This window comes from Cyanobium gracile UHCC 0139, assembly GCF_034931325.1.
In the GTDB taxonomy this organism is placed as follows: Bacteria; Cyanobacteriota; Cyanobacteriia; order PCC-6307; family Cyanobiaceae; genus Cyanobium; species Cyanobium gracile_B.
The window spans coordinates 109,649-135,669 of record NZ_JAYGHX010000001.1; the positions used below are offsets into that span (position 1 = coordinate 109,649).

Annotated in this window: 26 protein-coding genes; 12 read left to right on the forward strand and 14 right to left on the reverse strand. The window is 70.0% G+C overall.

The window, feature by feature from the left end; all coding sequences use genetic code 11:
* The coding region (locus tag VB738_RS00560; RefSeq protein WP_323303876.1) for a hypothetical protein at window positions 1–390 on the forward strand (390 nt) is incomplete at its 5' end.
* Between the two features lie 90 nt (window positions 391–480).
* On the opposite strand, the gene grrM is transcribed toward VB738_RS00560, so the two are convergent.
* From grrM to mnmE, 8 genes are all read right to left on the reverse strand, one after another.
* Complete coding sequence (gene grrM / locus VB738_RS00565) at window positions 481–1,656, reverse strand: cyclophane-forming radical SAM/SPASM peptide maturase GrrM/OscB (protein ID WP_323303877.1); 1,176 nt, start codon at window positions 1,654–1,656, stop codon at window positions 481–483.
* On the reverse strand, window positions 1,653–2,054 hold the full coding sequence (grrA, locus tag VB738_RS00570) for a GrrA/OscA1 family cyclophane-containing rSAM-modified RiPP (RefSeq protein WP_323303878.1): 402 nt from the start codon (window positions 2,052–2,054) through the stop codon (window positions 1,653–1,655). Before grrA (VB738_RS00570) ends, grrM begins: the two co-directional genes overlap by 4 nt.
* Window positions 2,055–2,110: 56 nt before the next feature.
* Entirely contained in the window at window positions 2,111–3,064 is a 954-nt protein-coding gene (grrP, locus tag VB738_RS00575) for an extracellular substrate binding-like orphan protein GrrP (RefSeq protein WP_323303879.1), read from the reverse strand.
* A gap of 105 nt (window positions 3,065–3,169) precedes the next feature.
* On the reverse strand, window positions 3,170–3,568 hold the full coding sequence (gene grrA, locus VB738_RS00580) for a GrrA/OscA1 family cyclophane-containing rSAM-modified RiPP (RefSeq protein WP_323303880.1): 399 nt from the start codon (window positions 3,566–3,568) through the stop codon (window positions 3,170–3,172).
* Between the two features lie 13 nt (window positions 3,569–3,581).
* Window positions 3,582–4,508, reverse strand: coding sequence for an extracellular substrate binding-like orphan protein GrrP (grrP, locus tag VB738_RS00585; protein ID WP_323303881.1), 927 nt, complete (start codon window positions 4,506–4,508; stop codon window positions 3,582–3,584).
* Window positions 4,509–4,732: 224 nt separating this feature from the next.
* Window positions 4,733–5,608, reverse strand: coding sequence for a carboxylating nicotinate-nucleotide diphosphorylase (gene nadC, locus VB738_RS00590; protein ID WP_323303882.1), 876 nt, complete (start codon window positions 5,606–5,608; stop codon window positions 4,733–4,735).
* Window positions 5,609–5,619: 11 nt separating this feature from the next.
* Window positions 5,620–6,363 (reverse strand): DUF4079 domain-containing protein, encoded by a 744-nt coding sequence (locus VB738_RS00595; RefSeq protein ID WP_323303883.1) that lies wholly within the window; start codon window positions 6,361–6,363, stop codon window positions 5,620–5,622.
* Window positions 6,364–6,469: 106 nt separating this feature from the next.
* Window positions 6,470–7,879 carry a tRNA uridine-5-carboxymethylaminomethyl(34) synthesis GTPase MnmE gene (mnmE, locus tag VB738_RS00600; RefSeq protein ID WP_323303884.1) on the reverse strand — a complete coding sequence of 470 codons (1,410 nt, stop codon included), beginning with the start codon at window positions 7,877–7,879 and terminating at the stop codon, window positions 6,470–6,472.
* Window positions 7,880–7,886: 7 nt separating this feature from the next.
* Between mnmE and VB738_RS00605 the strand changes: the two genes are divergently transcribed.
* Together VB738_RS00605 and VB738_RS00610 are read left to right on the forward strand one after the other, a co-directional pair.
* Entirely contained in the window at window positions 7,887–8,372 is a 486-nt protein-coding gene (locus VB738_RS00605) for a DUF2062 domain-containing protein (protein WP_323303885.1), read from the forward strand.
* A 5-nt stretch (window positions 8,373–8,377) separates the two neighbouring features.
* On the forward strand, window positions 8,378–8,878 hold the full coding sequence (locus tag VB738_RS00610) for a GNAT family N-acetyltransferase (protein ID WP_323303886.1): 501 nt from the start codon (window positions 8,378–8,380) through the stop codon (window positions 8,876–8,878).
* A 5-nt stretch (window positions 8,879–8,883) separates the two neighbouring features.
* On the opposite strand, the gene VB738_RS00615 is transcribed toward VB738_RS00610, so the two are convergent.
* Together VB738_RS00615 and VB738_RS00620 are read right to left on the reverse strand one after the other, a co-directional pair.
* A complete protein-coding gene (locus VB738_RS00615) occupies window positions 8,884–9,072 on the reverse strand; it encodes a hypothetical protein (RefSeq protein WP_094585766.1) in 189 nt (62 codons plus the stop codon).
* A gap of 113 nt (window positions 9,073–9,185) precedes the next feature.
* Window positions 9,186–10,673 (reverse strand): protein adenylyltransferase SelO, encoded by a 1,488-nt coding sequence (locus VB738_RS00620; protein ID WP_323303887.1) that lies wholly within the window; start codon window positions 10,671–10,673, stop codon window positions 9,186–9,188.
* Between the two features lie 162 nt (window positions 10,674–10,835).
* Here VB738_RS00620 and VB738_RS00625 point away from each other — a divergent pair, with 162 nt between their 5' ends.
* The 6 genes from VB738_RS00625 (at window position 10,836) to VB738_RS00650 (ending at window position 16,654) form a co-directional block, all read left to right on the forward strand.
* Window positions 10,836–11,384, forward strand: a complete 549-nt coding sequence (locus VB738_RS00625) for a PepSY domain-containing protein (RefSeq protein WP_323303888.1) — start codon at window positions 10,836–10,838, stop codon at window positions 11,382–11,384.
* Window positions 11,385–11,428: 44 nt separating this feature from the next.
* The gene (locus tag VB738_RS00630) at window positions 11,429–11,818 is read left to right on the forward strand and encodes a hypothetical protein (RefSeq protein ID WP_323303889.1); all 390 of its coding nucleotides are present in this window, start codon (window positions 11,429–11,431) and stop codon (window positions 11,816–11,818) included.
* Window positions 11,819–12,010: 192 nt separating this feature from the next.
* The gene (locus VB738_RS00635; protein ID WP_323303890.1) at window positions 12,011–13,081 is read left to right on the forward strand and encodes a glycosyltransferase family 4 protein; all 1,071 of its coding nucleotides are present in this window, start codon (window positions 12,011–12,013) and stop codon (window positions 13,079–13,081) included.
* Window positions 13,074–15,191 carry a glycogen debranching N-terminal domain-containing protein gene (locus VB738_RS00640; protein ID WP_323303891.1) on the forward strand — a complete coding sequence of 706 codons (2,118 nt, stop codon included), beginning with the start codon at window positions 13,074–13,076 and terminating at the stop codon, window positions 15,189–15,191. Before VB738_RS00635 ends, VB738_RS00640 begins: the two co-directional genes overlap by 8 nt.
* A 49-nt stretch (window positions 15,192–15,240) precedes the next feature.
* Complete coding sequence (locus tag VB738_RS00645; protein ID WP_323303892.1) at window positions 15,241–15,771, forward strand: DUF1993 domain-containing protein; 531 nt, start codon at window positions 15,241–15,243, stop codon at window positions 15,769–15,771.
* A gap of 88 nt (window positions 15,772–15,859) precedes the next feature.
* Window positions 15,860–16,654 carry a class I SAM-dependent methyltransferase gene (locus VB738_RS00650; RefSeq protein WP_323303893.1) on the forward strand — a complete coding sequence of 265 codons (795 nt, stop codon included), beginning with the start codon at window positions 15,860–15,862 and terminating at the stop codon, window positions 16,652–16,654.
* 4 nt (window positions 16,655–16,658) lie between these two features.
* Here the strand turns inward: VB738_RS00650 and VB738_RS00655 are convergent, their stop codons facing one another.
* Window positions 16,659–19,025, reverse strand: coding sequence for a bifunctional (p)ppGpp synthetase/guanosine-3',5'-bis(diphosphate) 3'-pyrophosphohydrolase (locus VB738_RS00655; protein WP_323303894.1), 2,367 nt, complete (start codon window positions 19,023–19,025; stop codon window positions 16,659–16,661).
* Between the two features lie 97 nt (window positions 19,026–19,122).
* Here VB738_RS00655 and VB738_RS00660 point away from each other — a divergent pair, with 97 nt between their 5' ends.
* Together VB738_RS00660 and VB738_RS00665 are read left to right on the forward strand one after the other, a co-directional pair.
* Complete coding sequence (locus tag VB738_RS00660; RefSeq protein ID WP_323303895.1) at window positions 19,123–20,733, forward strand: ABC transporter ATP-binding protein; 1,611 nt, start codon at window positions 19,123–19,125, stop codon at window positions 20,731–20,733.
* Window positions 20,734–20,756: 23 nt separating this feature from the next.
* A complete protein-coding gene (locus VB738_RS00665; RefSeq protein WP_323303896.1) occupies window positions 20,757–21,281 on the forward strand; it encodes a YqhA family protein in 525 nt (174 codons plus the stop codon).
* Between the two features lie 24 nt (window positions 21,282–21,305).
* Here the strand turns inward: VB738_RS00665 and VB738_RS00670 are convergent, their stop codons facing one another.
* Window positions 21,306–21,800, reverse strand: coding sequence for a DoxX family protein (locus tag VB738_RS00670; RefSeq protein ID WP_323304387.1), 495 nt, complete (start codon window positions 21,798–21,800; stop codon window positions 21,306–21,308).
* 169 nt (window positions 21,801–21,969) lie between these two features.
* Between VB738_RS00670 and glgX the strand changes: the two genes are divergently transcribed.
* The gene (gene glgX / locus VB738_RS00675; RefSeq protein ID WP_323303897.1) at window positions 21,970–24,078 is read left to right on the forward strand and encodes a glycogen debranching protein GlgX; all 2,109 of its coding nucleotides are present in this window, start codon (window positions 21,970–21,972) and stop codon (window positions 24,076–24,078) included.
* On the opposite strand, the gene VB738_RS00680 is transcribed toward glgX, so the two are convergent.
* Window positions 24,017–24,991 carry a VOC family protein gene (locus VB738_RS00680; protein WP_323303898.1) on the reverse strand — a complete coding sequence of 325 codons (975 nt, stop codon included), beginning with the start codon at window positions 24,989–24,991 and terminating at the stop codon, window positions 24,017–24,019. The genes glgX and VB738_RS00680 overlap by 62 nt on opposite strands.
* Window positions 24,988–25,845, reverse strand: coding sequence for a DMT family transporter (locus VB738_RS00685; RefSeq protein WP_323303899.1), 858 nt, complete (start codon window positions 25,843–25,845; stop codon window positions 24,988–24,990). The genes VB738_RS00680 and VB738_RS00685 overlap by 4 nt, the downstream gene beginning before the upstream one ends.
* Window positions 25,846–26,021: the final 176 nt, after the last annotated feature.

Genomic DNA, 26,021 nt, shown 5'->3' on the forward strand with positions numbered 1-26,021 from the left:
GATCCCAACCTGTCGGATCCAACCAGCACCGCCGGGCTCCTGCTCCAGCAGCAGTTCATGGTGGATGCCACCGGCAAGCCACTCACCGCCACGGTCCAGAACGCCGCCCAGGAGCTGGCGGACCCGGTGTCGGTCGACCCGATCATCGGCGGCGGCACGAGCCTGGCCCCGGCCAGCTTCGACGACGTTCTCGGCGCCCCGGTGGCGTTCGACGCCCTGCCGGCGGATCCGATCCTCACCAGCGATCCGATCCTGGCCCTGACGGAGCTCGCCTCCCTCGGCGGCAGCCAATCCCTCGCCACCGATCCCCTGGCCTCGCCGTTCCCGGCCGCCGGCTTCGGCGCCACACCGACCACCCCCTGGCTGGTCGACACCCAGCCCCTGCTGTGACCGCTCGCCCACGCGCCGGCGTTTCACGGCTGATCGACCCAAGAGCCGCTGCCTGACCGCAGCGGCTCTTTCGCAGGAACCTGCAAACGATCAGGGCGCCAGTCCCAGCGCCGCCTCCAGGCCGGCGAGCACCACATCGGCGGTGATCTTGATCCGGTAGCGGCAGGCCTGGGTTTCGCTGCAGGCGAAGGTGCCGTGCTCCCAGTACTTGTTGCTGCCGGCGCCGCCGCCACAGAGGCCGAAATAGGCGCACTCGTCCCGGCAGCGGTCGGTGCCGGCGCGCATGTCCGCCAGGATGCGCCGGAACTTGGCACTGGCCGCGATCGAGACGAGGCTGTCGGTCTGGACGTGGCCGAGGACGAAGTCGCCGTAGGTGTCGGTGTGCACCGCCAGCAGCTCGGGGTCGAAGGTGGAGATCGCCCCCCTCGCATCCACGTTGACGATGGCGAAGGGGTTGTTCATGTCGGTGCAGGCCAGCCGGGCATCGGCCTGGGCCAGGCTGCAGATGCCCTCGAACTCCCGCACCCGCATCAGCTCGGGCCGCTCCTGCCACAGCGCCCAGAACCGCTCCAGGAAGCGTCGATAGGCGGCCTCGGCCCGGGGGCGGCTGAGGGTGGAGACGCGGTTCTCCCCTTCGGTCTCCTCCATGTTGAAGGCCACGTCGGTGATGCCGTGCTCCACGAAGAAGGCGTGGAGCTCATCGGCATGGGCGAGGGACTCCTCGGTGATCACGGCGATCACCTGGAAGGGGATGCCGCGGCGGCGCAGGTGCTCAATGCCGCGCAGCGTGGCGGCATGAGTGCCCAGGCCGGTGCGGGTGCGGCGGTGGACGTCGTGCAGGAAGGCGGGGCCGTCCATGCTCACGCCCACGGCGATGCCGTTGCGCTCGAAGCAGTCGCACCAGGCCTCGTTGATCAGCGTGGCGTTGGTCTGCACCGACTGGTGGATCGTCAGGGGCTCCCCCGTCCAGCCCTCCAGCGCCCTCCGCACGCTAGCCGTGGCGGCGTCATAGAAGGCGATCGGCACGGTGAGCGGCTCGCCGGCATGCCACAGCAGGGTGAAGTCGCCGCCCACGTAGGGGCTCTCCAGCACCCGCGCCAGGGCCGCCTCCAGCAGCCCCAGCGACAACCGCTGCCGGTCGTCACGGTTGGGCAGGTAGCAGTAGTCGCAGTCGAGGTTGCAGTAGGGGGTGGGCTGGACCACCAGCAGCTGCAAGGGCCCGAACCCTTCCGGGTTGCCCGGTGGCGGCGTACCGGTGGCGGTCACCAGAAGTTGCGGAAGCCGCCGTTGCGGAACCCTCCGTTGCCCCAGCCGCCGTTGCGGAAGCCGCCGTTGCCCCAACCGCCATTGCGGAAACCGCCGTTGCCCCAGCCGCCGTTGCGGAAGCCGCCATTGCCCCAGCCGAGGCGGGGGGAGTTCACGAACACATAGGCGAGGCGGCCATCCGGTGCCTTGGCCCGGCCCTCCGCCCCCGCCGGCCGGCCGGAGGCCTCACCCATCGCTTCCGAGATGCGCCGCAGCCGGGCGTCGATGGAGCCGGGCGACGCCTCCAGGGGGGACGAGGGCGATCGGTCGACCACGGCCCTGGCCGCCGCGCCGGCCGGAGCCAGGGCGGCCAGCAACAGCAGGAAACCGAACAGACCGGAACGGGGGTGGTTCGTCATCGGGTTGCTGCCAGGAAGGAACGGGGAGGCGGAAGGGTGGGGCGGAACGGGACGGTTCAGGGACGGGGCGCGGGCGCCGCCAGCTGGAGGCCTTCACGGGTGATCAGCACCGACTCGAAGAAGGCCCGCACCCGCTCGCTGGGGACCGCCAGCACACCGGTGGGGCCGATCCAGGGAGCGACACTGGCCACGGCATCGGGGCGACCCTCCAGGTAGCCCTGGAAGAGGCCGGCGATGGCCAGGTTGACCACGTTCAGCAGCCGGGAATTGTTCTCCGGCACGATGCAGCCGACGCCGTAGCTCACGTAGGGCTGCTCCGGCACCAGGGCCAGACCGGGGAGCCCGCGCTCGTGCCGCAGGCCGGCCAGCAGGTTGGCATCCCCGAGCACGCCCGCCACCTTCTTCTGCTCGAGGGCCGTGACGGCCTGGGGCAAGGTGGGGAAGCTCACCGGCCTGGCACTGGGCTCCAGGGAGCCGAGGAAACTGGACCCGAGGGACCCCTCGACCACAGCGATCGGCTGACCGGCGAGGGAGGCGGGGGAGCCGTCGAGGCTGCCGCTGCGGGTGAGCAGCCGCAGGCCGGAGAGACCGATGGGCAGGGAGAAGTCCACCAGCTTCTCCCGGTCCCAGCGGAAGGGCACCCCGCAGGCCAGGCCGGCCCGACCGCTGGCGACGGCCTCCACCGAGATGGTGGTGTTGTCGACGGGGGCGAAGCGGATCCGCACCGACGCGCCGAGCTCCGCCTTCAGCTGGCGGTCGATGCGGCGGGCCAGGTCGATGGCGTAGCCCTCCGGCTCCCCCTTCGGCCCCATCCGGATCAGGGGTGGGCTGTCAGCGGGACCCACCATCAGCACCTCGCCGGAGGTCGCCGCCTGCTCCAGCACGGCGTCGGCGGCGCTGGCCGGCACCGGGGCCCACAGGGAGCAGAAGCAAGCCAGGGATCCGAGGGCCAGGGCCCTGCCGCGGCGGGATCGGATCGAACCGGAGGCCACCGCAGCGGGAGAATCCATTCGCCGATTCGTGCACGAGCTGCACCTTAAGGGCGCTGGCCGGGCTTGCCCACGGAAGTTTCCGGGGTTGAAACGCTGGCTCCAGTGCGGGCCCGGGATCGGGGCCTACCAGTTCCGGAACGCCCCGCCGCGCATGCCGCCGCCGTTCACGAAGCCGCCCCCGCCCCTGGCATTGACGAAACCGCCGCCCCCGTTGCGGAAGCCACTGCCGCCGTAATAGGGGTGCCCGTTGACGAAGCCGCCGCCGCCGGCCACATTTCCCCATCCGCCCCGGCCGGCGTTGGCGAAGCCATAGGCCAGCCTCTGATCGCCGGCGGCCATGCCGGCGTCGCCGCTCACCTCAAGCTGGCCGCGCATCGCTGCGGTGATGCGCTGCAACCGTTGCTCGATCGTGGCTCCGGGGGCCGGGGAGGGCGGCAGGGCCGCCTGAGCGGCGGCGGGAGCGGTCAAGGCCGCCAGCGCCAGGGAGAAACCGAGCAGGGCCGTGCGGGAGGAGATGGGCATGGGAGGCATCCGCTTAGCGGGCAGGGGAGGCGGGGGCGACCGCCGATGGGGTCGTTGCCGGCAGGGGCCGGACCCGTTCGTAGTTGAGCAGAACGGACTGGAAATAGGCCTTGATCACCTCGGGGGGCAACTCCAGGACTCCCTTCGGACCCAGCCAGCGGTTGACGCTGGCCACGGACGCCGGCTCATCGTCGAGGTAGCCCTGCACCAGCCGGGCGATGGCCAGATTGACCAGATTGCGGAAGGTGGAGTTGTCTTCCGGAAGAATGCAGCCCACCGCGAAGCGGGAGAAGGCCTCCGCCGGCACCAGGCCATAACCCTTGCCGCCGAGGCTCTGGAGGGCACCGGCGAGCAGCAGGGAATCACCCCCCACACCATCCACCTGGCCGGCCAGCAGCGCCCGCACCGCCGGCTCGATTCCGGCGAAGGGGACCCGCACCGCCGTCGGCTGCACGGCGGCGATGGTGGCGCTGCCCAGGGAGTCCTTCACCACGCCGATCCGCTTGCCCGCCATCGAGGCCGCCGAGCCATCGAGCCGCCCGTCGCGGGTGAGAACCCGGATGCCCGAGAGGGCGAAGGGCATGGAGAAGTCGACGTACATCTCCCGCTCCCAGGTGAACTGAACCCCACAGGCCAGGTCCACATCACCGCGGCTCACGTCGCGGAACACCGCCAATGGATCGGCATTGGCGGTGTAGACGATCTTCACCGGCCGGTTGAGATAGGTGGAGACCTCCGCCTCGATCAACCGGGCCACATCCAGGCTGTAGCCCACCAGCGTCTTGCTGGCATCGCGGTAGGCGAAGGGCACCAGGTCGGTGGGGCCGGCCATGGTGATCTCGCCGGTGCGCGCCGCCTGCTCGAGCACCGATTCGGCCCTGGCAGCCAGGGGGCTGGCCAGCGCCGCCACCAGGGCCAGCAGCAGGGAAGGTGCCGCCACGCCCCAGCGCCGCGCCCAGGCGGCGACGGCGCTGGGGACGGCCTGTCGTCGGGGTGTTGACTGCGGAAGCTCTGGAAGCGGGAAGGGTCGCTGCGGCACGCGGGTCGGCGCTGGGGGGCATCGAGGCTCACTCTGACAACCGATCAGGGGCGGAGCCACGGCGGCCGGGGGAGTGAGGTGGAACTTCACCATGGAGGCGGCCTGGCTCAGGCCCCGGCCAGGGCTCAGGCCAGCGTCGCTGCGAAACGCATGCTCAGATCCAGCCAGGGGCTGCGGGTGACCGGGGCGCTGGTGGAGATCAGATCGATGCCGGTGGCGGCATAGGCGGCCAGCTGCTCGGGCCGCACCCCGGAGGCCTCCAGCACCACCGCCGGCGCCAGGGCCCGCAGCCGGGGCACCAGGTCCGCCAGGGCCGCGGGGGTGAAGTCGTCGAGCAGCACCGCATCGGCCCCCGCCCGCACCGCCGCCTCCGCTTCGGCGGCGGTTTCGGCCTCCACGATCAGCCGCGCCGGCCAGGGGGCCGAGGCCCGCACCGCCGCGACGGCGGCCGCCACGCCGCCGGCCCAGGCCAGGTGGTTCTCCTTGAGCATGGCGGCGTCATCGAGGCCGAGGCGGTGGTTGCAGCCGCCGCCGCAGCGCACGGCGTACTTCTCCAGCACCCGCAGGCCGGGGGTGGTCTTGCGGGTGTCGGCCAGGCGCACACCGCTGCCAGCCAGCACCTGCACCAAGGTGGCGGTGGCGGTGGCGATGCCCGACAGGCGCATGGCCAGGTTGAGGGCCGTGCGCTCCGCCGCCACCAGGGCCGCCGCCGGCCCCTCCAGCTCCAGCAGCCGCTGGCCGGCCAGCACCGGCTCCCCGTCACCCACCAGCAGCCGCACCGAGGCCCGGGGATCGAGGATCGCCAGCAGCGGCGCCACCAGCACCCCACCGCAGAACACCCCATCGGTCCGGGTGACCCAGTGGGCCCGACCGCTGCGGCCCACCAGGGCCGGGGCCGTCAGATCGCCGCGGCCGATGTCCTCATCCAGCCACTGGCGCAGCTGGGCCTCCAGCGCCGGGGTGAAGGAGAGCACCGGGGCCGAGGCCCCACCCAATGGCATCACGGGCCGCCTCAGCTGCCCGCCGGGGCGGCGGGGGGGGCGGGCACGGGCTCCGGAGGTGGGGCGAAGGGCGGGCAGACCCGCTTCACCGAATCGCAGGCAAAGATGGTGGGTTTCTGCCAGGACAGGGGGATCTCCAGCAGGTCGCGGGTGCCGGTGATCCCCTGCGCCAGGAACAGCACCGCTGCCAGCACCGAGGCGCTGAGGTGAATCCGTCGCCAGCGCAGCTCCTTGAGAATCTCCGGGCGGGCGGCCAGCGAGAAGATCATCAGCCCCACCACGCCCACCCCGGCCCAGTAGTGGGACTGCCAGAAGGCGGGGCTCAGCGGGTTGTCGCTGAGGCGCCACACCTCCGGCTGGGCCCCGAGGCCGAGCACCCCGGCCCAGGTGAGCAGGGCGAAGACGAGCCGGTAGCCCTTGGCCTTCACCCGCCAGAGGGCGAGCAGGGAGACCACCGTGCCCACCAGCACCAGAAGCAGCTGCAGGGCACGGCCGGGGCCGCCCGTGAAGCCCTCCGCCGGCTGCTTGGTGACGATCACCACCGTGAGGGCCACGAGCACCACCAGCACCACCCCCGCCGAGAGCCACTGGCCCAGATCGGCGTGGTCGCGGCCGGTGGTGGGGGGCAGCTTGGCCTTCTCGACCCGGCGCTGCCGGGCCTGGACCCCGAGCCGCACCACCATGCCGATCAGGGGATAGATCAGCACCACCGCCAGAGCAGGGTGGAGGATCCAGAGCCAGTCGACCGTTTGCATTCGACGCTGGGAATCGTTCCCCAAAGCATTGGCGCTGGAGGTTAAGCGGTCAACAGGGGTGAGCGTTTCGTAATGCCGGCTGAAGGTGGCCGGTCGTCGCCGGGGCCTACTTGCCGATGCAGAAGCGGGAGAAGATCCGCTCCAGCACCGCCTCGCTCACCTCCTCGCCGGTGATCGCCCCAAGGCCGGCGATGGCGGCGCGCAGGTCGATGGTCCAGAAATCCCAGGGCAGACCCAATGCGGCGGTCTCCAGCGCCCGCTCCAGGCTGGTGGCCGCCGCCGCCGCCAGCTCCCGCTGCCGGCCGTTGAGGGCCACCTGCAGCCCCTGGACTTCGCCGGCGCCGCAGAGGCCCAGCAGGGCCGCCACCAGGTCGTCGCGGCCCGCGCCGGTGAGGGCGCTGATCCGCGCCAGGGGCGCCTCCGGCGGGGCCGACGGGACGCCGGCCGGAGCGGCCCCCGGCGGCAGGGCATCGAGCTTGTTGCCCACCAGCAGCAGGGGCACCCCCTCGGGCACCAGGGCCCGCAGCTCCCGGTCGGCGGCGGTCCAGCCGGCCAGCAGGTCGAAGAGCAGCAGCACCGCGTCGGCTCCGGCCAGGGCCTGGCGGCTGCGTTCGATGCCCAGAAGCTCCACCCGGTCGTCCGTCGGCCGGATCCCGGCGGTGTCGAGCAGGGTGAGGGGCACACCGTCGAGCACCAGGTCGCTTTCCAGCAGGTCGCGGGTGGTGCCCGGGAGGTCGGTGACGATGGCCCGCTCGCGGCGGCTGAGCAGGTTGAGCAGGCTCGACTTGCCCACGTTGGGCCGGCCGACGATGGCCACCCGCAGCCCCTCGCGCAGCAACTCTCCCTGGCGGGATTCGGCCACCAGCCGCTCCAGTTCGCCCCGCACCGCCTCCAATTCGGCCCGCACCAGCGCCCCGTCGAGGGGGGGCAGATCCTCCTCGAAGTCGACCCGGGCCTCCAGCTCGGCCAGCTGGTCGAGCAGGCGCTCCCGCAGGCCGCCGATGCGGCGCTGCAGGCCGCCGTCGATGCCGGCCATGGCCAGCTCGGCCGCCCGGCGGCTGCGGGCAGCGACCATCTCGGCGATCGCCTCGGCACGGGTGAGGTCGAGGCGGCCGTTGAGGAAGGCCCGCTGGCTGAACTCCCCGGCCCCGGCCAGGCGGGCGCCGGCGGCCAGCACCAGCTCCAGCACTTGCCGCACGGCGACCAGGCCGCCGTGGCAGTGGAGCTCCACCACGTCCTCCCGGGTGAAGCTGCGGGGGGCCCGCATCAGCAGCAGCAGGGCCTCATCCACCCGCCGGCCGTCGGCCGGATCCACCACGTGGCCGTAGAGCACCCGGTGGCTCTCCCAGGCCTGGCTGCCGGGGGCGACGAACAGGCGCCGGCCGATCGCCTCGGCCTGCGGACCGGAGAGGCGCACGATCGCCACGCTGCCGGCCCCGGCCGCCACGGCGGTGGCGATCGCGGCGATGGTGTCGCCATTAGGGTTCGCGCCAATCGGGACATCTCCCCGCGTCACTGGTCCGATGGCACCGTTTCGCCTTCAGTCTCTGTCCCCGCCGCGGGCCCTGCGGGCGGCGAAGCGAAAGCTGCGGCAGGCCATCGAATGGGTCTGGCGCCAGGAGGGCAGCCACGGCCAGCGGGCCCGGGGCCTGGCGGCGGGGGTGTTCATGGGCTGCTTCCCGATCTTCGGCTTCCAGACCCTGCTCGGGGTGGCGCTGGCCAGCCTGGTGCGGGGCAACCACCTGCTGGCCGCCGCCGGCACCTGGATCAGCAATCCGATCACCTATGTGCCGCTGTACTGGTTCAACTACCAGCTGGGCTGCCTGCTGCTGGGTCCCGGCAAGGGCTGGCCGGGAGGGATGACGCTGGGCCAGGACAGCCTGCGTCAGCTGGGTTGGGACGTCACCTCGCGCCTGCTGCTCGGCTCGGCGGTCGTGGGGGTGGTGGCGGCCACGCTGAGCGGCTTCCTCTGCCTGCGGTGGCTGGAGCGCCGCCAGCGAACCTCCTGAAAACCATGTCCCCCGTGATCGACGTTCTCGAGGCCGACTTCGCCAACCCGGCCCACGCCGCCGCGCTGCTGGCCCTGATGGAGGTTTATGCCCGAGACCCCATGGGCGGAGGGCAGGGCCTGTCCGCCTTCACGCGGGCGCATCTCGTCGACGCCCTGGCCCGACGCCCTTCGGCCCACGGGATCCTGGCCTTCGCGGCGGCCGAACCCGCCGGGCTGGCCATCTGCCTGGAGGGCTTCTCCACCTTCGCCTGCCGACCCCTGCTCAACGTGCACGATCTGGTGGTCGCTGCGCGGTTCCGCCGGCAGGGGGTGGGGCGGCGACTGCTCCAGCGGGCGGAGTTGATCGCCCGGCGGCTTGGCTGCTGCAAGCTCACCCTGGAGGTGCTGGAGGGTAACGGTGCGGCCCAGGCCGCCTACAGGACTGCCGGGTTTCGTCCCTACCAGCTGGACCCTTCCATGGGTGGGGCCCAGTTCTGGGAAAAACAGCTGCCCGAGGAAGGCTGAGGGGGTCAGGATTCCGCCAGTCCAGGAAACACCATCAGGTCGATGTGGCCACCGGAAGGTTGACGCCACTCACGGAATTCCGCCGCCAAGGCCCTGTGCTCATGGTCGAGTGATTGTGACTCCAGATCCAGCAGGCGCTGATGCACCAGATCGAGCGTGTTGTCGATAAGCTGGGCAGCCTGTTCGGACGTCATGGCATCGCTGCGATGGAGAAAAGCCTGAGCTTCGGGGTGTTGTAGAAGACGCTGCCAGGGTCGGCTGTAGCCCCTGACACGGGCCGTCTGCCGCGTCGGCGGACCCGCACCGATCAGCCCGCACCGTTGCGTCCCGGGGACACGGTCTGAGCCAGCCACTGCTGCAGCGGCGTCCAGTCGTCCCGTTCATCGATGGCGGCCCAGAGCCGCTCGATCACCGGCCGGTTCGGCGCTTCCGGCAGGTTCCAGCGCCGCAGGCGGGCGCAGATGGCGGCCTCGGTGGCGGTGCCCGGACCGGCGGCCGCGGCATGGCTCCAGCGCCACCAGACGTCCCGCCAGGCGAGCCATTCGGTGCGGGGCGGCGGCGGAGCCTCGCCGATGAAGGGCACCAGCTCATCGGCCGTGGCCGGCAGCCCGCACGCCCGGACGTGCTCGGCCAAGGCGGCGAAGAAACGGCCATAGGCCACCGGCCAGCCCGCCAGCAGCCGCAAGGTGGGGGCCACCGGATCAGGGAGGTCCGCCAGGGCGCCGACTTCGATGTCGCCGTCGTCGAAGCCGAGACGACGGAGCAGGCGGCGGCGGTAGTGGGCGGCATAGACGCCCCCGAACGCCTCCAGGGCTGCCTCGAGCGGCCCCCGGGGCAGCAGCATCGCCAGGGGCTCCTGCAGCAGCCGCAGGTTGTGCTGGCAGACGATCGGCTGGCGACCGTAGGCGTAGAGGCCGTCGTGGTCGAAATAGGCGGCGGTGAAGCCCGGATCCCAGGTTTCGAGGAAGGCGAAGGGGCCGTAGTCGAAGCTCTCGCCGGCCAGCGACATGTTGTCGGTGTTGAGCACCCCGTGGGTGAAGCCCGCCGCCATCCATTCGGCCGCCAGCCGCGCCACCCGCTGCACCAGCTCGCCATAGAAGGCCACCAGCCGTTGCTCCCCATCGCTGTGGATCACCGCCAGGTGTGGGTAGTGGAGGGCCACCACATGGCGCAGCAGCCGCTCCAGCTGGGCCGGCTGGCGCCGGAACAGCAACCGCTCGCAGGTGCCGAAGCGCAGGTGGGTGCGGGCCAGCCGCACCATCACCGCACTGCGGGTGGGGGAGGGCTCATCGCCGCGCCAGAGGGCTTCGCCGGTTTCGATCAGCGAAAGCGTGCGGCTGGTGCTGACACCGAGGCGGTTCAGGGCCTCGCCGGCGATCACCTCCCGCACCCCGCCCTTGAGGGTGAGGCGCCCGTCACCGCCCCGGCTCCAGGGGGTGGTGCCGGACCCCTTGGTGCCCAGGTCCTGCCACTGGCCGTGGCGGTCGCGCAGCTGGCCGTAGAGGAAGCCGCGGCCGTCCCCCAGCAGGGGGTTGTAGCTGCCGAACTGATGGCCGTGGTAGCGGAGGGCCAGCAGGGGGGCGCGGCCCTCGAATCGTCCGTAGGCCGCCTCCAGGTCGTCGTCGCTGACGCTGGCCGGGTCAAGACCCAGCTGGTGCAGCAGGGGATTGTTGCGGAACCGCAGGCGCGTGAGCGGAAAGGTCGCCGCCTCCACCACATCCCAGTACTCCGGCCCGAGATCCTCAAGCGCCCCCTCGAACGGCAGCCCCATCAGGGGGTTGGGGCGGGCGGGCATGGGCAGGGACCGTGGCCGGGCCGACCCTAGGGAACGGGTCCAACCAGCACCACACCCCGTCTTTCCATGGTGCACGGCACGTGCGCTGTCCGCCCCTGGACAGGCGCCTGGGTCGGCTCTGGGGCAGGGGGCCTTAACTTGGCACCGTTGCCGGCTGCTGTGATGTCGCGACGGATCGTTCTGACGGCCACCGCGTTTCTGCTGAGCGCGGGTGTGGGTCTGGGGATGGCTGCCGTGGCCGGAGCCCGTTCAACTTCCGCCGTGGTGGCCCAGGCCAGCGGAGCCGGCAACAGCGCCGGAATCACCGCCGCCAGGGCGGCCGCCATCGCCCTGCAACGGGTCCCCGGAGGGACCGTCGTCGACGTCGATCCGGGCAGCGAAGACGGCCAGGCGGTGTGGGAGGTGCTCGTCCGCAGAGCCGACAACACCGGCATCGAGTTCTACCTCAAGGCCACCACAGGGGAGATTCTCAGGCAGGAACGGGAGTCGCTCCCCCCTGAAGCCCTGCGCCCCGGACCGGCAGTCACCGCCCAACGGGCGATCACGACCGCCGCCGCCGCCGTCCCCGGGGGCCGTGTGATCGCGATCGACCTGGACACGGAGAACGGCCGCACCGTCTGGGACGTCGATGTCGCCGGCCCAGACGGCCCGATCGAGGTCACCATCGACGCGGCGACCGGCAGGATCCTCCAGCAGAGGCGCGCCGACTAACCCGGGTCTGGGGACGGTCAGGACGCGCCGAAAGGGCAGCCGGCATGTACCTGGCCATCAGCGTTGCCCGCATGCTCGTTCTTCCGGCGGCCGGCATCCTCGTGGAGGTGCTGATCCGCCAGGCCGCCTTCACGCCGGAGCTGGTCGGCAAGCGGCTTGTGTTCGGGGCCGTCGGGGTTCGCCTGGGTATGGCAGGCCGGCGTCAGATTCTGCAGCTCCGCTATACGGCCGAGGTGATTCTTTCTCTGAAGTCAGAGGATTCTCCGGTGCTGGTCAGAGAACTCGGCTTTGCCAATCTATTGATCGGCATGATCAGTCTGATCGGCCTGATCGGCCTGGTCCTGCCATCGTGGAATCCCGCTGCGGTCCTGACCGGAGGTGTGCTGTACGCCCTGGCAGGCATCCATCACACGTTCCGTGGAGACCGCAACTAGAAGGGAACGATCGCCATGGCATCCGATCTCTGGGAAGCCGTCGTGCTTGTTTCCAGCTTCTCGCTGCTGCTCATCCCCTCCGCCTGAACAACTAACTATCGGACTGCAGCAGATCTGCAGTGTCACCATCCATTCGGGGATTTGTGCATAGGGTTAAAGGGAGAGACAGATCTGAAGCAGGAAGGTGAAGAGATGAGAATCGCGCAGATTTCTACCCTTCATGAGAGGGTTCCGCCCGTCGGCTATGGAGGAACGGAAAGGGTCGTTCACTATCTCACAGAAGAACTGGTCAGGCGCGGCCATGACGTTGTTCTGTTTGCCAGCGGTGACTCTCTGACCAGCGCCAAGCTCTGCGCCTGTGTCCCCCAGGCTCTGCGCCTGAGCGGCCAGGTGTCAGACGCCAGCGTGCATAACATGATCCAGCTCGACCGCGTCGTCGAACAGCTCGATAACTTCGATATCCTCCATTTCCATAACGGCCACTCCCATTTCCCCCTCTCCAATCTGTTGGGGATTCCCCATCTGAACACCCTGCACGGCCCCCTGCACGCACCCGAGCAGAAGCTGCTCTATGCCCACTTCCATCGGGTGCCCCTGGTCTCGATCTCCGAAACCCAGCGCCAGCCCGTGCCCGGAGCCAACTGGCTCGGCAACGTTTACCACGGACTGCCCAACGATCTTTATCACTACCAGGCCACACCCAGGCCCTACCTTGCCTTCATCGGCCGCATCTCACCGGAAAAGCGACTGGATCGCGCCATCGCGATCGCCACGGCCGTGGGTCTGCCGCTGAAAGTGGCCGCCAAGATCGATCCGGTGGACACCTCCTACTTCCACGATCACATCGAGCCGTTGCTGAAAAACAATCCGCTGGTGGAATTCGTTGGCGAAGTGGATGACGCCGGCAAGCAGGATCTGCTGGGCCATGCCCTTGCCCTGCTGTTTCCGATTGACTGGCCCGAACCGTTCGGCCTGGTGATGATCGAGGCCAACGCCTGCGGTACGCCGGTGATCGCCTGGCGTAACGGCTCGACTCCGGAGGTGATCCGCCACGGGATCAACGGCTTCCTCGTGGACTCACTGAAGGAGGCCATCGCCGCCATCGGGGAGCTGGAACGGCTGGACAGGGCACGGGTCCGCAGCCACTTCGAAGTCAGCTTTTCGGTCAGTCGCCAGGCCGAGGACTACGAACAGCTCTATCGCCACCAGATCCAGGCCAGCCGCTGCCACAGCCCTGCCCACCGAACCCCCGTGCATGCCTGATCCGCTGCACCCCTTCGTCCTCAAGAACGAAGAAACCTTCGCGATCCTGGATTCCCGCGGGGAGATCTGCCCGGACGTCCAGCAGGATGTCGGCATCTTCCATCGCGGTACCCGTCACGTCAGCCGGCTGCAGCTCTTGCTGTGGGGACGGCCGCCGCTGGTGCTGAGCTCCACCGAGCGTGGGGCGGTGGGCGTGCTTGTGAGCCATCTGAGCAACAACGACGACAACGCCGGTGGCTCCCCGGCGATGACGATCCATCTGGAGCGCAGCACCGTCCTGACCGCCACCGCCTGCCTGCAGCAGTTCTGCTTCACCAGCTATGGGGACAGGCCCGTGGTGATGCCGTTGACCCTGCGGCTCGATGCGGACTTCCGCGACATCTTTGAGGTGAGGGGTTACACCCGATCGGAGCGGGGCCGTACGGCCCGTCGCGGCATTGACGGCACCCTGGAACTCATCTACCGGGGACTGGACGGAGAGGATCGGGTGACGGTGCTGCGCCTGAGCGATCCCGTGGAGGACGTGGGTGAGGAGCACATCGGGCTGGAGGTGACCCTGGAGCCCAGGCAGACGCGACGGATCTTCCTGGTGCTGGATTTCCACCCCGTCGCCCAGCCACCTGGGGCGGAAGAGCACTTCACCACCGCCATGGCGGCCACCATCCAGCGCTTCCGGGACGCCCGGCGCAGCGCCGCTTCGGTGGTCAGCGACAACCCGGCCTTCAACAGCTGGCTGATGCGCTCCTTTTCCGATGTGCACCTGTTGGCCAGCCAGGTGGAGGATGGGCTTTACCCCTACGCCGGGGTGCCCTGGTTCAGCTGCCCCTTCGGCCGGGACGGCCTGATCACGGCGCGGCAGATGCTGATGGTGGAGCCGAGGCTGGCCCGGGGCGTGCTGGGCTACCTGGCCGGCAGCCAGGCGGTTGGCGACAATCCTTCCCACGATGAGGAGCCCGGCAAGATCCTGCACGAATCGCGGCTTGGCGAGATGGCCGCACTCGGCGAAGTACCGTTCTCGAGGTATTACGGGGCCGTTGACTCCACGCCCCTGTTTCTGTTGCTGGCGGGAGATTATCTGCACCGCAGTGATGATCGGGACTTCATCTTCGGCCTGCTGCCGGAGCTGGAGGCGGCGATGGCCTGGATCCACAGGGCCGAGGCCAGGAGCTTCGATGGCTTTCTTCGCTACCTGCGGGTGGCCCACAACGGGCTCCGCAATCAGGGCTGGAAGGATTCCGACGATTCCATCCATCACGCCGATGGCCGTCTGGCAGAGGGCTCGATCGCCCTCTGCGAAGTGCAGGCCTACGCCTACGGCGCTCGCCGTTCGCTCGCCATGATCTATCACCGCCTGGGCCGGGCCACGGATGCCGAGACGCTGCTCGAGGAGGCCGCCGCCCTGCGTCACCGTTTCCACCAGGCCTTCTGGACCCCCTCGATCGATTCCTATGCGCTGGCCATCGATGGCGAGGGCCAGGCCTGCCAGGTGCGGACATCCAATGCCGGCCACTGTCTCTTGACCGGCATCGCCACCACGGAGGCGGCGGCGGCGGTGGCCCGCCAGCTGATGGCCCCCACCAGTTTCAACGGCTGGGGCATCCGCACCCTGGACGAACGGGAGTGCCGGTACAACCCGATGAGCTACCACAACGGCTCCGTCTGGCCCCATGACAACGCCCTGATCGGCATGGGTCTGGCCCGTTACGGCCACCGCTCCGAGGCCCTGCAGATCCTCACCGGCCTGTTCGAGACCGCCAGTGCGGTGCCGATGTTCCAGCTGCCGGAACTGTTCTGCGGCTTCCCGCGCCGGGAGGAGGAGGGGCCCACCTTCTACCCGGTGGCCTGCAGCCCCCAGGCCTGGGCCAGCGCCAGCGTGTTCGGCCTGCTGGAGGCGGTCACCGGCATGGCGATCGAGCGGGAGCACGGCAGCAACCGGGTGCAGGTGCGCCTGCACAATCCCTGCCTGCCGAGGGGACTCAACATGCTGGACATCAACGGCCTCCGCCATGGCGACGAGGAGATCAACCTTCAGTTCCACCGCAGCGAGCACGATGTGGGCGTGCTGGTGCGAAGCCGGACACCTGGGGTGGACGTGCTGATCATGAAATGAACCGCACCCCTGGCAATGGCGGCCTGCTGGCCTGGTAGACAGGGGGCCGATGCCCGAGGGGCCCGTGGGGAACGCCGAGATCACCGAGCTCCGGCGCATCTTCGCCACCCGGCTGGACACCCTTGATGGGATTCTGACCAGGGCCGAAGCCCACCTTCCTGACATCAACGCAGCTCTGGGGGAACGGCTGACCCCCGACATGCTCCCCCTCGGAGCCCAGATCGCCTTTGCCTGCAATCAGCCCCGGGGGTTCGCCCACTGGTGCGCGGCCCGGGACGACGGCAACCTTGACCCCGATGTTCCCACCCTCGCAGTCGCCCGTTCCCACATCGCCGATACCCGGGCGCTGCTTCAAAGCGTGGACTGCGACGATTCCAGGCTGGACGCCATCAAGCTCACCCACCTGGGTCCAGGCCTATTCACCGAGACCACCGCGCGGCTGTTCGTCAGTGACTTCTGGATCCCCAATTTCTACTTCCACATCACCACGACCTATGCGATATTTCGCACCCTGGGGGTGCCCCTGGGGAAGGCGGATTTCATGTCTTTCCTGATGCCCCATGTCCAGAGGAAGCCCTGATCAGCGCCGCAGCCATCCTCATGGGCCATGGGCCCCAGCCAGGCGCCCACCTAGGGTCGAGATTGAGGCTTCAGCGGGGATCGGGGCCATGTCGGACAGTCAGATCCGCTTCGTCGATGGAGCTGGATATGAGCGGTTCATGGGGCAGTGGAGCCAACGGGCGGGCGACGTCTTTCTCGACTGGCTGGCGCCACCAGGCGGCCAGCGTTGGCTGGATGTCGGTTGCGGCAATGGGGCCTTTACGGAACGGCTTGCCGCCCGAGGAGCGCCGGCTGCACTGACGGGGATCGACCCTTCCGAGGAACAGCTGGCCTATGCCCGCCTGAGGCCGGCGCTCCAGGCCGCTGCGTTCTTCCAGGCCGATGCCATGGCCCTGCCCTTTGCTGACAACGCCTTCGACGCTGCCGTCATGCCGCTGGTGATCTTTTTCGTTCCGGACCCCGCCACTGGCGTTGCCGAAATGGCAAGGGTGGTGCGCCCCGGCGGCCTCGTGGCCGCCTATGGCTGGGACATGCTGGGCGGATTCCCTTACCGGGAATGGCGGGAGGAACTCCAGGCCATCGGCGCTGCCATGCCCATGCCCCCCAGCGTGGAAGCCTCCCAGATGGAGAACCTGCTCGCCCTCTGGAACGGCGCCGGTCTCATCGGACTGGAAACACGCAAGATCACCGTGGAACGCACCTTCGTCGACTTCGACGACTACTGGGCGACCCTTCTGCTTGGCCCGAGTGTCGCTGGCCTCCTGGCCACCCTGGAGCCTGCGGCCCTCGCCAGGATTGAGGAGCGCCTGCGCCGACGTCTGCCCACCGATGGAGACGGCCGCCTCACCCGATCGGCCCGGGCCCACGCCATCCGGGGACGGGTTCCTGTGGCCACCGACTGACGCTTCAGCCGATGCCGGTGCGGCAGAGGTCGAGCACGTCGGCCATCGAGCGGATCTGGTCCATGGTGGTGCGCAGCTGGGTGGCGCTGAGCAGTTCGACCCGCAGGTCGATGCGGGCCGGCTTGCCGGCGCTGGTGCGCACCCGGGCATCGCTGACGTTGATGCGGTGGTCGGAGAGCCGCATCAGGATGTCCTTGAGCACCCCCACCCGATCCAGCACCTCGATGCGCAGCCGCACCGGGTAGCGCCGCTGCTGGGCCTCCCCGAGCGGGTTCCAGCGCACCGGCAGCCGCCGCTCCACCGGCACCTGGGGCACGTTGGCGCAGTCCTGGCGGTGGATGGTGATGCCGTGGTTGCCCAGGGCCACGGTGCCCACGATCGCCTCGCCGGGCAGGGGACTGCAGCAGCCCCCCAGGCGGTATTCCAGCCCCTCCAGTCCCAGGATCGGGCTGTTCGAGGGGTGCCCGTGGGGGGCCTGGCGCGGCTGGGCCGCGGCCACCCCGGCCGCCACCTCCTCGTTGGTGGGGGCGGGGGCGGCGGCGGCGGTGCTGAGGCGCACCTCCTCCCGCAGGCGGTTGAGCACCTGCTGCAGGGTGACACCGCCGAAGCCCAGGGCCGCCAGCAGGTCCTCGGTGCCCACCAGGTTGCAACGCCTGGCCACCCTGGCGATCGCCTCGCCGTTGAGCAGGGCGTCGAAGCCGTCGCGGCCCAGTTCCCGCTCCAGCATCTCGGTCCCCCGCTGGATGTTGTCGTCACGGTGGCTGCGCTTATACCAGCCCCGGATGCGATTGCGGGCCGTGGGGGTGGCCACGAAGTTGAGCCAGTCGAGGCTCGGGTGGGCATTCTTGGCGGTGATCACCTGGACGAAGTCGCCGTTCTGCAACGGTGTGGCCAGGGGACAGAGGCGGTCGTTGATGCGCACGCCCTGGCAGTGGTTGCCCACCTCCGAGTGGATGCGGAAGGCGAAGTCCACGGCGGTGGATCCCTTGCGCAGACCCACCACATCCCCCTTGGGGGTGAACACGAACACCTCCTCGTCGAAGAGGTCCTCCTTGATCGAGGCGAGGAAGTCGCTGCTGTCCTCGCCGCCGTCGTCCTTCTGCCAATCGACCAGCTGCCGCAGCCAGTTGAAGCGCTCGGTGTCGCCGGCGGCCGGCGAGCCCCCCTCCTTGTACTTCCAGTGGGCGGCGATGCCGTACTCCGCCACCTGGTGCATCTCGGTGGTGCGGATCTGCACCTCGATCGGCCGGTGACGGCCGATCACCGCGGTGTGCAGCGACTGGTAGCCGTTGGGCTTGGGCAGGCCGATGTAGTCCTTGAAGCGCCCGGGGATTGGCCGGAAGATGTCGTGCACCACCGCCAGGGCCCGGTAGCAGCTCTCCACACTCGGGCAGAGGATCCGCAGGGCCGCCACGTCGTAGATCTCGTGAAAGGCCTTCTGCTGGCGCTGCATCTTGCTCCAGATGCCGTAGAGGTGCTTGGGCCGGCCGCTCACCTCGCAGTCCTGCAGACCCGCCGCCACCAGCCGGTCGCGCAGCAGCTGCACCGTGGCCCCGAGCCGTTCCTCCCGTTCACTGCGCTTGGTGGCGACCTGCTGCTGCACGTCGCGGTAGGAGTCGGGCTCCAGCACCTTGAAGGCCAGGTCCTCCAGCTCCCACTTGAAGCGGCCGATGCCCAGGCGGTTGGCCAGGGGGGCGTAGATGTCGCGGGTTTCCCGGGCGATGCGCTGCTGCTTCTCGGGCTTGAGGGCGCCGAGGGTGCGCATGTTGTGCAGCCGGTCGGCCAGCTTGACCAGCACCACCCGGATGTCGCTGGCCATGGCCAGGAACATGCGGCGCAGGTTCTCCGCCTGGGCCTCGGTGCGGTTGGTGAAATGGATGCCACCCAGCTTGGTGACCCCCTCCACCAGGGCGCGCACCTCCTCGCCGAAACGCTCTTCGATCTCCTCGGGGGTGACCTGGGTGTCCTCCACCACGTCGTGGAGGAAGCCGGCGGCGATCACCGCCGCGCTGGCGCCGATGTCGCGCAGCAGGCCGGCGACGGCGATCGGATGGACGATGTAGGGCTCGCCGCTGGCCCGGAACTGGCCGTCGTGGAGCTGGTAGGCGAAATCGAAGGCCGTGGCCACCAGAGCCTCCGTGTCGACCTGGCGCGTCTCGGCGCCGGCGGGCTGGAGTTGCTGGAGGCTCTGGCGCAACCAGGCCGGCAGGGGGACGGCGTAGTCGCGCTCGGGGGCAGCGGTGCCCACTGGTGGGGCCACAGGAGAAGGCGGCGGCTCATCTGCCGGGTCTCTCACCCCCTCTGCAGCAGAAGTTGCGGCCGAGGCGTAAGCCAGCGGAGAGGAACCTGGATCCGGCGCCACCCTCAGCATCACACCCTTCAGGGTCCACCCATGGTATGGGGCAATCGTCACGAACCAGGGGATTTGCGCATTCCGCCATCCAGACTGGTCGCCGCCGGTGTCGCCCATGGCCCTGCCCAGCCCGTCCCTGCCAGTGGCCCCGGTGCTGCGGATCGGTGGTCTTCAGGTGCGCTATCCCGGCAGCGAACGGCCCACCCTCGATGGCCTCGATCTGACCCTCAGCCCCGGCGAGCGGCTGGCCCTGGTGGGTCCCTCAGGCTGCGGCAAGAGCACCGTGGCCCGGGCCGTGCTGCAGCTGCTGCCCCCGGGAAGCAGCTGCGAGGGCGAGCTGTTGCTGGCGGGGCAGGACCCGCGGCGGCTGAGGCGCGCCGCCCTGCGCCGGCTGCGGGGGGAGGCGGTGGGCCTGGTGTTCCAGGACCCGATGACCCGCCTCAACCCCCTGCTCACCATCGGCGAGCACCTGCGCGACACCCTGGCCGCCCACCGCGGCGGGGGCCGGCAGCGGGCCCGGGAGCTGCTGGCCCGGGTGGGGATCGCCCCGGAGCGCTACGGCAGCTTCCCCCATGAGTTCAGCGGCGGCATGCGCCAGCGCCTGGCCATCGCCCTGGCCCTGGCCCTGCAGCCGCCCCTGGTGATCGCCGACGAACCCACCACCAGCCTGGACGTGGCCGTGGCCGGGCAGGTGATGGCCCAGCTGAGCGAGCTCTGCACCGAAACCGGCAGTGCCCTGTTGCTGATCAGCCACGACCTGGCCATGGCCGGCCGCTGGTGCGACCGCATCGCCGTGCTCGATCAGGGACGGCTGGTGGAGGAGGCCCCCAGCCTGCGGCTGCTCAAGGCGCCGGCCTCGCCCCTGGCCCGGCGGCTGGTGCTTGCCGCCCGGGAGCGGGAGGGCGGGCGCAGTGAGGCCCCCGCCGCCGCGCCGGTGCTGCTGGAGGTGGAGGAGCTGCGCAGCTGGCACCCGCTGCCCTCCCTGCCCTGGCAGCCGCGCTGGATCAAGGCGGTCGACGGGGTGAGCCTGACCCTGCACGAGGGCGAGACCATCGGCGTGGTGGGGGCCTCGGGCTGCGGCAAGAGCAGCCTCTGCCGCGCCCTGATGGGGCTGGCGCCGGTGCGGGGCGGGGCGGTGCGGCTCCAGGGGGTCGACCTGCGGCGCCTGGGGGGGGGATCGCTGCGGCGGGCCCGGCGCCGGCTGCAGATGGTCTTCCAGGATCCCCTGGCCTGCCTCAACCCCCAGATGAGCGTGGGGGAGGCGGTGGCCGATCCCCTGCTGATCCATGGGCTGGCGCGCCGCCCGGAGGCCCGCCGGCGCGCCAGGGAACAGCTGGCCCTGGTGGGGCTGGATCCGCCCGAATCCTTCGAAGACCGCCTGCCCCGCCAGCTCTCGGGCGGCCAGCAGCAGCGGGTGGCCATTGCCCGGGCCCTGATCCTGGAGCCCCAGGTGCTGCTCTGCGACGAGAGCGTCAGCATGCTCGACGCCGAAGTTCAGGCCGATGTGCTGGCCCTGCTGCGGCGCCTGCAGGGCCAGCTCGGCCTGGGCCTGCTGTTCATCACCCACGATCTCGCGGTGGCCGGGGGCTTCTGCCATCGGGTCCTGGTGCTCGACGGCGGCCGCGTCGTGGAACAGGGGGCCGGTGCCGAGCTGCTGGCGCACCCCCAGGCGGCGATCACCCGCACCCTGGTGGAGGCCTGCCCGCGCCTGCCCCCCCTGCCCTGAAGCCCCCTCCACGCCGCACCGCCATGCTCCACCGCCTGCTCCTGCGCGCCCGCTACCTCACCCTGGTGCCGATCCTGGCGCTGCTGGCCAGCTGCCTGGCCCTGTTCCTGCGGGGCAGCCGGCTGATCCTGGAGCAGCTGCGGCTGGCCCTGGTGAGCATCACCGACCTGGTGGATCTCAACCGCTTCGAGATGGACATCCTTGAGGGGATCGACCTGCTGCTGGTGGGGACGGGCTGCCTGGCCCTGGCGATCGGCATGTTCTCGCTGTTCATCAGCGAGCTGAAATTGCCGAAGACCCTCAGCTTCCGGAACTTCCACGAAGTGAAGGGCATGTTCGCCAACTTCATCATCCTGGCGATGGCGATCTCCTTCCTCGAACTGCTCAACAGCTTCGATCCCGACGACCCCTCCCACTCCGTCGCCGGCACCGACATCTTCTTCCCCGGCGCCGGCATGGCCGTGGTGACCCTGGCCCTGCTGGCCTTCAAATACTGGGGCGGCGAGCGGGAGGACCATCGCCCTGCGGCAGCGCCGGAGCACGAGTGATCCCGCCGGGACTCGCGGGATCCCTCAGAGCACGGCGCGCAGCAGGTCGGCGATCAGCAGGTTGTCGAGCGAGAGCAGGCCGCCGCCGGAGGTGATCAGCACCAGGCACATCACCACATACATGGACGCCTTCTCCCAGCTGGGCGGCTCGCCGACGCCCATCGGGCCGGCGTAGTCACCCTCGGGAATCTGATAGGGATCCGGCGCGATGAACGGGGAGCCGGAGACCAGCTCCAGCACCATGGCGTAGGCCATCGACACCAGGATCGCCAGGGCCGCCAGAGGGGTGAGCAGGCCGGGGATCAGGGCGATGCCCGCCCCCCACATCGAGGCCGCCGAGAGGAAGCAGAGCCACTCCGGCGTCTTCATCGCCGTGGACCAGGTGCGCAGGTTGCGCAGCTTCGGCCAGCCATGGCGGATGAAGGCCACCCCCACGAACAGCCGCAGCACCAGCAGAGCGGCACCGGCCGCCAGGGACGGGCCGGTGGGCACGAGCAGGGTGACGATCTCGAGGTCCATCGGCGGGCGGAACGGCGGGACGGCGTGCCGGCTCACCGTAAGCAGGGTGGGCGGACGGCGCCGCGGCGGTGTGGGGCCGGGCGAAACCGGGGGGCCTGGCCATCATGCGGTGGGCGGGCCCCCTGTCCCCTCCACCCCTGCCGACGCCATGACCTCATGCACGGCGGCCTTGCCGTCCCCGGGAAGCAGTGCCCCGCTCGGCGCCTCGTTCAGCGATGGGGGTGTCAACTTCAGCCTCTATGCCCGGCGGGCGACGGCGGTGGAGCTGTGCCTGTTCGCGCGCGTCGATGAGGCCGTGCCCAGCCAGCGCCTCCGCCTCGACCCCGACCGTCACCGCACCGGTGACTACTGGCACTGCCGGCTGGAGGGGATCGGGCCGGGGCAGCCCTACGGCTGGAGTGTCGCAGGCCCCTGGCAACCCCAGCTGGGGCTGCGCTTCGATCCGGCCAACCTGCTGCTCGATCCCCATGGGCTGGCCCTGGCGATGCCGCCGGGCTATGGCCGCGCCCCCGGCCGCAGCAGCGCCGGCGACTGGGGCACCGCCATGAAGAGCGTGGTGGCCGACCCGCTCGCCTACGACTGGGAAGGGGATCGGCCCCTGCACCGGCCCTCCCGCGAGACGGTGATCTACGAGCTGCACGTGCGCGGCTTCACCGCCCACCCCAGCGCCGGCCTGCCGCCGGAGCAGGCGGGCACCTACCGGGGCCTGATCAGCAGGATCCCCTACCTCCAGGACCTGGGCATCACGGCGGTGGAACTGCTGCCGGTGTTCGCCTTCGATCCCCTGGCGGCCCCCGCCGGCCTGCGCAACTACTGGGGCTACCAGCCGGTCTCCTTCTTCGCCCCCCACCCGGGCTACGCCTGCAGCGCCGACCCCCTGGCGGTGATCGACGAGTTCCGCGACCTGGTCAAGGCCCTGCACCGCGCCGGCATCGAGGTGATCCTCGACGTGGTGTTCAACCACACCGCCGAAGGGGACGCCGAAGGACCCGCCTTCTGCTTCCGGGGGCTGGCCGACGGCGACTACTACCTGCAGAACGCGGACGGCACCTACATCGACGACACCGGCTGCGGCAACACCTTCAACGCCAACCATCCAGTGGTGCGGCGCCTGATCCGCGAAAGCCTGCGCCACTGGGTGCAGCATCTGCATGTCGATGGCTTCCGCTTCGATCTGGCCTCGGTGCTGGACCGGGACCAGACGGGCCGTCCCACCCCCCTCTCGCCGGTGCTCTGGGACATCGACACCGATCCAGTGCTGGCCGGGACCAAGCTGATCGCCGAAGCCTGGGATGCCGCCGGCCTCTATCAGGTGGGCAGCTTCGTCGGCGACAACTGGCAGGAGTGGAACGGCCGCTTCCGCGACGACGTGCGCCGTTTCATCAAGGGGGATGGGGGCCTGGCGGCCAGCGTCGGCCAGCGGCTGATGGGCAGTCCCGACATCTACGGCCACAAGCAGCGGGAGGCCGAGGCCAGCGTCAACTTCATCACCTGCCACGACGGCTTCACCCTGGCCGACCTGGTCAGCTACAACGCCAAGCACAACGAGGCCAACGGCGAGGGCAACCGCGACGGCAGCGACGACAACGCCAGCTGGAACGGCGGCGTCGAGGGGCCCACCAGCGACGCCGAGGTCCTGGCCCTGCGTGCCCGCCAGAGCCGCAACCTGCTGACCATGCTGCTGCTGGCGGTCGGCACGCCGATGCTGGCCATGGGGGATGAACTTGGTCGCAGCCAGCAGGGCAACAACAACGCCTACGCCCAGGACAACGCCATCAGCTGGCTCGACTGGTCGCTGCTGGAGCGCAACGCCGACCTGCATCGCTTCGTGCGTGAGCTGCTCGCCTACCGCCAGCGCCGCGACGTGGTGATCCATGCCTGCAACCTCAGCCTCGGCGAGCTGGTGCGGCGCCATCACGTCCGCTGGCATGGGGTCGAACCCAACCAGCCCGATTGGAGCGAGAGCTCCCGCTCCTTCGCCGCCACGATCACCAGCGTCGACCATCGGTTCCGCTGGCACGCCATGGTCAACGCCTGGTGGGAACCGCTGCAGTTCCGGCTGCCCGCCGCCGAGGGCGACCAACCGAGCTGGCGACGCTGGATCGACACCTCCCGGCCCACCCCGGAGGACATCGTGCCCTGGGACAGCGCGCCGCCCCTGGAGACGGACTCCTACACCCTGGGCCCCCGCTCGATGGTGGTGCTGGTGGTGGGCCTCAGTCCTGCAGCAGTTGCAGGCGATGGCCATCCGGATCCGCCAGCTGCAGGGCCCGGCTAGCCCCGAGCCACGCCGCCTGATCCCCCAGCGCAACGATCCCCGGCGAGATCACACGCCCGCCCAGGGCCCCGGCCCGGCCGGCGACCCCCTCCAGGTCGGCCACCCGCAGGCGCAGCTGCCAGTGGGCCAGGTCCTGGAGGCCCTGGTCGGCGGGCATCGGCCGGCCACCGGCGGGTTCGCCGTAGTCGAGGCACTCGACGCCGGCACCGCTGGGGCAGCGATGGCCGGTGATGCGCACCCGGGTTCCCCCCAGACCATCAAGACCGTCCTGTTCCGGGCCGCTGTTGACGCCGTCGCCGCCGGCGGCCAGGCCCAGCAGGTTGCGGTAGAAGCAGCCGCTGGCGGCCGTGTCGGCGATGCCGATGGCGCTGTGGTCGATGCCCAGCACCGGCCCGGGGGCGTCGCCATGCCAGCGGGCCTCCCCCTTGTCCGGCGGAAACTGCAGCAGCTCCAGGGGATGGCCGTCCGGATCGCGGAACTTGAAGGCGACGATGCCGGCGGCGCCCGCATTCCAGTCCGGCAGCCGCTGGGGCGCCGAGGAGATCGCCGTGATCCGGCCGGCGGCGAAGGCCGGCTGCAGCCCCGCCAGGGCCGCCTCCATGCTGTTGACCACCAGGCAGGCGTGCTGGAACCAGCGGTCGTTGCTGCGGGAACCCGACGGGATCGGCCGGCCCGGACGGGCGCCTGGCCCCGGCGCGAGCACCTCGGTGAGCTCCAGCACCTCGGCGCCGATCGCCAGCCGCAGCACCCTGAGGCGGGCGTCCGGCAGACCCACCAGCTGGGCGTAGGGGCCGCCCTCCAGCACCACGGCCTCCCCCAGGCGCCGGAAGCCCAGGCCGGTCTCGAAAAAGGCGGCACTGGCCTCGGCATCGGCCGTGGTGAACCCGAGGCTGTCGATGTGGGGAAGGGTCATCGCTGAGGGGCTGCCACGGGGTTCTGCCCCACCAGGCTGAGCACGCCACCGACGCAGATCAGGACCGTTCCCACCACCACACCGGCATTCGGGATCTGGCCGAACCAGACCCAGCCGATCAGACCGGCGAAGACCACGGAGGAATACTGAAAAGCCCCGATCGCACTGGGATCGGCATAGCTGTAGGCGCGGATCAGCAGAAACTGGAAGCTGAGCAGGCAAAGGGCCGAGGCCAGCACCCACAGGAACTGATCCGGCGTGATGGCGTGGAATCGCCCCACCATCATCAGGCTCGAGACGAGGCCGCCGATGGTCAGAAAATAGACAAGCTGCGTCAACGCAGACTCGCTCCTCCCCAGGGCCTTCACCGCCAGAAACTCGATGGCACAGACAAATCCGGCCGCCAGTCCGAGCAGATCGCCGGGCTTATCAAGGAGACTGGCATTAGGCTGAACGACAATCACCATCCCCGCGAATCCCACCGCCAAGGCCTTCCAGAGACTGGGAGGAATGCGCTGCCTGAGCACCAGCCAGGCCAGCAACGGGATGAACATCGGTGTCGTGTTCAGCAGCACATTGGCATTGACAAGATTCACCAACTGGGCCGCCGACATGAACAGCAGAAAACCGCCCATGCCCATGCCGCCACGCAGCAGGTGAAGGGGAAACACCCGCGTCGGCAGATCGCGGCCGCCCCGCAGGGCCAACAAAGGAATCAGCAGGACCAGCGCCAGAACGAAGGTGAGCCAGGTGAACATCAGGGCGTCCATGCCGCTGCCCACCGCCCGCGCAAACGCGCTCTGCAACGTATTGGCGAGGAAGGCCGCCACCAGCAGGGCCGCTCCCTTGGCCACAGAAGGACTGACAGGCCCATTCCCATTCCTGTCCGGCCCCTGCAACGCATCGCCGTCCATCGGGCTGGTTCCACTCGCTTCCGCCACAGACTAGGGGCCATCAGGAAGGGTGCCACGGTCAACGCATCCTGGTGCTGAGTTGCCGGTGATGAATGGCCGCTGCCGACCGCAACGAT